Raw genomic sequence first — 4,906 nt, forward strand, 5'->3', positions numbered from 1 at the left:
AGGCGGGTCTTCTCGCCGCCGGAGAGCACGCCGGCGGGCTTGTCGACGTCGTCCCCTGAAAACAGGAAGGAGCCCAGGATGCCGCGCACCTCTGCGTCCTTCATGTCGGGAGCAGCGGAACGCATGTTTTCCAGGACGGTGCGGTCGACGTCGAGAGTTTCATGTTCCTGGGCGTAGTAACCCACCTTGAGGCCGTGCCCGGCGATTACGTCACCGGTATCGGGCTTGTCCACGCCGGCCAGCATGCGCAGGAGCGTGGTCTTGCCGGCACCGTTGAGGCCGAGGATAACAACCTTGGAGCCGCGGTCTATCGCCAGGTCCACGTCGGTGAAGATCTCCAGTGAACCGTAAGACTTGCTGAGGCCTTCGGCCGTCAGCGGAGTCCTGCCGCAGGGCGACGGGTCCGGGAAGCGCAAAGCTGCCACGCGGTCCTGCTCGCGGACGGCCTCCAGTCCGCTCAGCAGGCGCTCGGCGCGCTTGGCCATGTTCTGCGCTGCGACGGCCTTGGTGGCCTTGGCACGCATCTTGTTGGCCTGGTCGAAGAGGACCTGGGCCTTCTTTTCGGCGTTGGCACGTTCGCGCTTGCGGGCACGTTCGTCAGTTTCACGCTGGGTGAGGTACCGCTTCCAGTCCATGTTGTAAAAGTCGATCTGCGCGCGGTTTGCGTCGAGCAGGAAGACCTTGTTGACGGTGGCTTCGAGCAGCTCGGTGTCGTGGCTGATCACGATCAGTCCGCCCTGGTGGTTTTTCAGGAAGTCGCGAAGCCAGGCGATGGAATCGGCGTCAAGGTGGTTGGTGGGCTCATCGAGGAGCATGGTCTCGGCATCTGAATAGAGAATGCGGGCCAGTTCCACGCGGCGCCGCTGCCCACCGGAGAGGGTCTTGAGCGGCTGGTTCAGCAGACGGTCCGGCAGCGCAAGGTTGGAGCAGATTGCCGCCGCCTCGGCTTCGGCCGCATAACCGCCCGCCGCGAGGAACTCGGATTCGAGCCGGTCGTAGCGGTTCATCGCCTTGCGCTGCACTGCCGCGTCTTCGCTGGCCATCTCTTCATGGGCCAGGCGCAGCTTGCCGACGGCAATGTCCAAACCGCGGACGGACAGGATCCGGTCCCGCGCGAGCTGCTCCATGTCGGGTGTGCGGGGATCCTGGGGCAGGTAGCCAATCTCACCGGTGCGTGTGACTTTGCCCGCAGCAGGGAGCCCCTCCCCGGCGAGAACCCGGGTCAGCGTGGTCTTCCCGGCGCCGTTGCGGCCCACCAGGCCGATCTTGTCTCCCTTGTCGATGCGGAAGCTCACCTGGTCCATCAGGAGCCGGGCGCCGGCGCGCAGTTCAAGATCCTGGACAGTAATCACAGCAGGTAAAGCCTTTCACAGAGGGATAAGCCGCAGCCCAGAGCGTCTGTGGTGGGCGTGGGCGGCAATGGCCGGAGAACGGCCCATCCAAGTCTACCGTCCGCGCCTCCGCTGCAGAACCGCAGCACGGGTGGGACTGTGCGGTCTCGGTGCCGGGCGGTGTGGCGTTTGCCTGCGGCACCATGTCCGTCCGGGCAGGGAAGAACTGGAATACTCGGACAATGGCCGTTCACTTTGAGTGCACAACGCGGACAAGCATGCCCCGACTGGAGCTGTTTGACCTCGCCCGGAGCGTCGACGCACACAAGGCATCAATGGCCACATCCCGCGAGGAAGCGATCGCGGGTGTGACCAGCGGACTTCTCGCTGTGGGCGAGGAAGTAACGTGGCGGGCATGGCATTTCGGCCTTCCGCTACGGATGACGAGCCGGATCACCGAGCTGCAGTCACCTGACTATTTTGTCGATGAACAGGTTCGCGGACCGTTTCGGCGGTTCCGGCACGTGCACGAATTCAGGGAGGATCCTGCCGGGACCACCATGGTGGACCGGATCGAGTTCGAGGCTCCTTTCGGGCTCATAGGTCGCCTTGTCGAAAGACTGGTCCTGGCCCGCTACCTGCAGAAACTCATCGAGGCGCGGAACCGACACTTGGCCGGTGCCGCCACTCGCGGGCTCTAGCTGCGCGAACTGAAACCGAAAATGCCCAGAGTGGCAGCCAGGGCACCGGTTGCACCAGTGGCTTTTGCCGCGCGCCAAGAATTTCACAAGCGGCGCGGGTCATGCTTGCCAGACGTTGGGGCACACGTTGTGCACCAACGAAGTTCAGGGCAAGCAGGTGGCGGAAGGGGCACGATGTTCCGTAACGACATAGGAGGCGCCATGCATCCTCAACCAAGCACATCCACCAATCGAAACCTAAGTCGCCGTCAGTTCGGATTAGTGCTGAGTGGCGGCGCTTTCCTGCTGCTGGCCGGCGGTACCTATGGACTTGCCGGGAGGAGCCGGGAGAACATAGCCACGAGCGTGGCCACGGCATTTGGATCCCTGGCAATTGTTCGAGCCGGACGCCTTGCCCGGCTCGATGACCAAGGACAACCAGCTTTCACCACCCTGGCGGCTGCTGCTTCGCACCTAAAGTCCGGCAGGGGCACCGGAGGCACGCAAATCCGGCGTGTCAGCACGACGGAACAGACCAGCCCCGACGCACATGGTCACAACGGCCGGACGTTGGGAGATGCGGCGGGGCCGGAACCGCTCAACCTCACTTGGGCCGACGTCGTGCTGCTCGAAGTGCAACTTCAGAATGCCGGGGCGGCGCCGGTGCTTTTCAGTCCGGGCCAGCTCCGGTTGAGGCTGGGTTCATCGGCGGTGACAATTACTCCGCGGGATTCTGACCGCGACCCCGGCCCGTTAGCACCGCACAGCTCCGAGCACCTACTGATCAGCTACCTGGCACCACGTGATTCCCCGGAGCTGGAGCTGGACTACTCGGACGAACAGCAGGACCGGACCTACCGGCTGGCGCTCCCGCCCCTGACTGTCACCGTTTCTTGAAGGTGCCACACCATGCGACGCTGATTCCATGGATCTGGAGGTGGTGCCCGGGCTGACGATTCCCGCGTCGGAACTGGACTGGCGGTTTTCGCGCTCGTCCGGGGCAGGCGGTCAACACGTTAATACTTCGGACAGCCGGGTCGAACTCTCGTGGAACGTCCGCGAGTCATTGGCGGTTTCGGAGAGCCAACGGCTGATGCTGCTCACGCGTCTCGAGCCACGCCTCATCGGAGGGGCGATCACAGTGACCGCTTCCGAGCGGCGCTCGCAGCTGCGCAATCGAGGGCTGGCCCTGGCCAAGCTTGCCGACCTCGTGGCCAAGGGCCTTGCTCCGGTTGCGCCTGGCCGCCGGGCAACCAAACCCACCCGCGGCTCGAACCGCCGCCGCCTTGTCGCCAAAAAACTGCGATCAACAACCAAGCAGCAACGCAAGCGGCCCTCAGCCGAGTAGCGGACGTTGAGCACCGAAGAATTTGCGGGACTGAAAGCTCAACCGGGGACTCAGGGAGGTAGCGGTTCGCCGCCAGCATAAGATGCCGTGGGCTTAACCAGCCGCAACTTTTTGGGCGTCTTGGGACAATGGAGTCATGGAATTCAACCGGCTGCTGCAGATCCGCCGTATCTATGCGCAGCCTGCTGCCCTGGAGCTGCCCCGGGGCAAGGAAATCGTCGAACGCTGGCCGGACGCCGACGTTGTGCTGGTGGACAACCACTGGAACATCCCGGAGGTGCACGGCGATGAAACCAACGTGCCGCGCTGGTCCAGGATCAAGACGGAGGCGCTGGTCCTCGGCGTCAAGAAGGCGCTGAGCGTCAAGCCGAACGGCCGTTCCGCGGATTTCATAGCCCCCTCCAGCGCGAACGGTTGCGCCATGGCATGCGCCTACTGCTACGTGCCCCGGCACAAGGGGTACAGCAACCCGGTGACCGTGTTTGCGAATATCGAGCAGATTGCCGGCGCGCTTGAGCGGCACGCCACCCGGCAGGGCATGAAGCTGGAGCCCAACCAGTGCGACCCGGAGCTCTGGGTCTACGACATCGGTGAAAACAGCGACTGCTCCGTCGATGCGCTCATCAGCGACAACGTGGAGGATCTCGTCAGGCTTTTCCGCGACTTGCCTACAGCCAAGCTGTCCTTTGCCACCAAGTACGTGAACCCGGCGATGCTTGGCTGGGACCACGGCGGCCACACCAGGGTCCGCTTCTCCCTCATGCCCGCGGACCTGGCCAAGTCGGTTGACGTCCGGACCTCGCCAGTGGCTGAACGCATGGCGGCAATCAACGACTTCGTTGATGCTGGATACGAGGTGCACGTCAACTTCTCCCCCGTCATCATTACCGACACCTGGCTCAGCGATTGGGAGGAACTGCTGCGGGAGCTCGATGCCACCCTGACAGATGCCGCAAAAGCCCAGCTCGCGGCGGAAATCATCTTCCTGACCCACAACGAGCGGCTCCACGAGGTCAACCTGGGTTGGCATCCGCAGGCCGAGAAAGTGCTGTGGCGTCCGGACCTGCAGGAATCGAAGGTCTCCTCCAACGGTTTCACCAACGTCCGCTACCGTTCAGGGACCAAGGGCCGCTACGTGCGGCAGCTGACGGCGCTCATGGAGCAGATCGTGCCTTACTGCCGGATCCGCTACGCATTCTGAGCACCACAGTCAGCCCACGACGCCGTCACGGCACTGCAAAGGGTCTCCTCCTGCTTGCGGGACCGCACCGCCCCTGCCGGATAGGCGCCGTCGGCGGCCCGGCAAGTAGCCCTCCCTGCCGGGGCCGCGCCGCGCTAAACTTGACCGATCATGATCGGTGCCCGTACCCGTCTTCTCGCCTGGCTCGTCGCCCTGGCGGCCTTCCTCGCGGGTTGTTCGCCCGGTGTCGGCCTCGACGACGCCCACACCGACCGTCAGATTCAAACGTCTTCGGCCCCGCCAGCCGCCGTCGACATTGCCCTCCAGCCTCAGGGGGCCCCCCCCCCCCCCCCCCCCCCCCCCGCGG

General features: G+C 64.3%; 5 protein-coding genes. 4 read left to right on the forward strand and 1 reads right to left on the reverse strand.

The features are described 5' to 3' along the window. Nucleotides 1–1,352, reverse strand: a 1,352-nt coding sequence (locus tag AC5RWX_RS30215) for an ABC-F family ATP-binding cassette domain-containing protein (protein WP_494099900.1), incomplete at its 3' end; no start/stop codon positions are given. 257 nt (nucleotides 1,353–1,609) lie between these two features. Here AC5RWX_RS30215 and AC5RWX_RS30220 point away from each other — a divergent pair. From AC5RWX_RS30220 to AC5RWX_RS30235, 4 genes are all read left to right on the forward strand, one after another. Further along, the gene (locus AC5RWX_RS30220; protein ID WP_494099901.1) at nucleotides 1,610–2,032 is read left to right on the forward strand and encodes an SRPBCC family protein; all 423 of its coding nucleotides are present in this window, start codon (nucleotides 1,610–1,612) and stop codon (nucleotides 2,030–2,032) included. Nucleotides 2,033–2,377: 345 nt separating this feature from the next. Next, entirely contained in the window at nucleotides 2,378–2,908 is a 531-nt protein-coding gene (locus AC5RWX_RS30225) for a hypothetical protein (RefSeq protein ID WP_494099902.1), read from the forward strand. A gap of 28 nt (nucleotides 2,909–2,936) precedes the next feature. Then, complete coding sequence (arfB, locus tag AC5RWX_RS30230) at nucleotides 2,937–3,359, forward strand: alternative ribosome rescue aminoacyl-tRNA hydrolase ArfB (RefSeq protein WP_494099903.1); 423 nt, start codon at nucleotides 2,937–2,939, stop codon at nucleotides 3,357–3,359. A gap of 136 nt (nucleotides 3,360–3,495) precedes the next feature. Continuing rightward, nucleotides 3,496–4,560 (forward strand): spore photoproduct lyase family protein, encoded by a 1,065-nt coding sequence (locus AC5RWX_RS30235; protein ID WP_494099904.1) that lies wholly within the window; start codon nucleotides 3,496–3,498, stop codon nucleotides 4,558–4,560. Nucleotides 4,561–4,906: the final 346 nt, after the last annotated feature.

This window comes from Arthrobacter sp. SPT-J7, assembly GCF_059089965.1.

Coding starts and splice junctions, on each gene's coding strand:
- AC5RWX_RS30220 (WP_494099901.1), top strand. CDS start 1,610: ATGCCCCGACTGGAGCTGTTTGACCTCGCCCGGAGCGTCGACGCACAC.
- arfB (WP_494099903.1), top strand. CDS start 2,937: ATGGATCTGGAGGTGGTGCCCGGGCTGACGATTCCCGCGTCGGAACTG.
- AC5RWX_RS30235 (WP_494099904.1), top strand. CDS start 3,496: ATGGAATTCAACCGGCTGCTGCAGATCCGCCGTATCTATGCGCAGCCT.